The sequence below is a fragment of the Pseudomonas paralactis genome, assembly GCF_001439735.1.
Taxonomy (GTDB): domain Bacteria; phylum Pseudomonadota; class Gammaproteobacteria; order Pseudomonadales; family Pseudomonadaceae; genus Aquipseudomonas; species Aquipseudomonas paralactis.
The window spans coordinates 1-1,684 of record NZ_JYLN01000029.1; the positions used below are offsets into that span (position 1 = coordinate 1).

At 62.9% G+C, this 1,684-nt stretch carries 2 protein-coding genes; both read left to right on the forward strand.

What is annotated here, in order from left to right; all coding sequences use genetic code 11:
• The coding region (locus TX23_RS26590; RefSeq protein ID WP_057704730.1) for a substrate-binding domain-containing protein at positions 1 to 783 on the forward strand (783 nt) is incomplete at its 5' end.
• Positions 780 to 1,684: ATP-binding cassette domain-containing protein (locus tag TX23_RS26595; RefSeq protein ID WP_157243962.1), on the forward strand; the 905-nt coding region annotated here is incomplete at its 3' end. The genes TX23_RS26590 and TX23_RS26595, both read left to right, overlap by 4 nt.

Here is a 1,684-nt window from a genome sequence, read left to right on the forward strand (position 1 = left end):
ACCCTCTCGGCCATCGACAGCCTGGCCGCCAACGGCGCCAAGGGTTTTGTGATCTGCCCACCGGACGTGTCCCTGGGCCCGGCCATCGTCGCCAAGGCCAAGGTCAACGGCCTGAAAGTGATGGCCGTGGATGACCGCTTTGTCGACGCCAAGGGCAACTTCATGGAGGACGTGCCGTACCTGGGCATGGCTGCGTTTGAAGTGGGCCAGAAGCAGGGCGCGGCCATGGCCGCCGAAGCGAAAAAACGTGGTTGGGACTGGAAGGACACCTATGCGGTGATCAACACCTTCAACGAACTCGACACCGGCAAGAAGCGCACCGACGGTTCGATCAAATCCCTGGAAGACGCCGGTATCCCCAAGGACCACATCCTCACCGCCGCGCTTAAAACCCTCGACGTACCCGGCAGCATGGACGCCACCAACTCGGCGCTGGTCAAACTGCCAAGCGGCGCGAAAAACCTGATCATCGGCGGCATGAACGACAACACGGTGCTGGGCGGCGTGCGCGCCACCGAAAGTGCCGGCTTCAAGGCGGCCAATGTGATCGGCATCGGCATCAATGGCACCGACGCCATTGGCGAATTGAAGAAGGCCGACAGCGGCTTCTTCGGCTCCATGCTGCCCAGCCCGCACATTGAGGGTTACAACACCGCGCTGGCGATGTACGAGTGGGTCACCACCGGCAAGGAACCGGCCAAATACACCGCGATGGACGAAGTGACCCTGATTACTCGCGAGAACTTCCAGGCGGAACTGACCAAAATCGGGTTGTGGAAATGACCGCTGCGGCCCTGCGTTTTGACGCTATCGGCAAAACCTTTCCCGGGGTCAAGGCGCTGGACGGCATCAGCTTCACCGCCCACCCCGGGCAGGTACACGCCTTGATGGGCGAGAACGGTGCGGGCAAGTCGACGCTGCTGAAAATCCTCGGCGGCGCCTACATTCCCAGCAGCGGCAACGTGCAGATCGGCGCGCAGGTCATGGCGTTCAAAAACGCGGCCGACAGCATTGCCAATGGCGTGGCGGTGATCCACCAGGAACTGCACCTGGTGCCGGAAATGAGCGTGGCCGAGAACCTGTTTCTCGGGCATTTGCCGACGCGGTTTGGCGTGGTCAATCGCGGTTTGCTGCGTCAGCAGGCACTGGCGTGTCTCAAGGGCCTGGCCGATGAGATCGACCCTGACGAGAAGCTCGGGCGCCTGTCCCTGGGCCAGCGCCAACTGGTGGAAATCGCCAAGGCGCTGTCCCGCGGCGCCAACGTGATTGCCTTTGACGAACCCACCAGCAGCTTGTCGGCCCGGGAAATCGACCGCTTGATGGCGATCATCGCGCGCCTGCGCGACGAGGGCAAAGTGGTGCTCTACGTGTCGCACCGCATGGAAGAAGTGTTCCGTATCTGCGACGCGGTGACGGTGTTCAAGGACGGTCGCTACGTGCGCACGTTCGAAGACATGAGCACGCTGACCCACGACCAGTTGGTGACCTGCATGGTCGGTCGCGATATCCAGGACATCTACGACTACCGCCCGCGCGAGCAGGGCGAGGTGGCGCTCAAGGTGAACGACCTGCTCGGCCCGGGCTTGCGCGAGCCGATCAGCTTTGCGGTGCGCAAAGGCGAGATCCTGGGCCTGTTCGGGCTGGTGGGGGCAGGGCGCACCGAGCTGTTTCGCCTGCTCAGCGG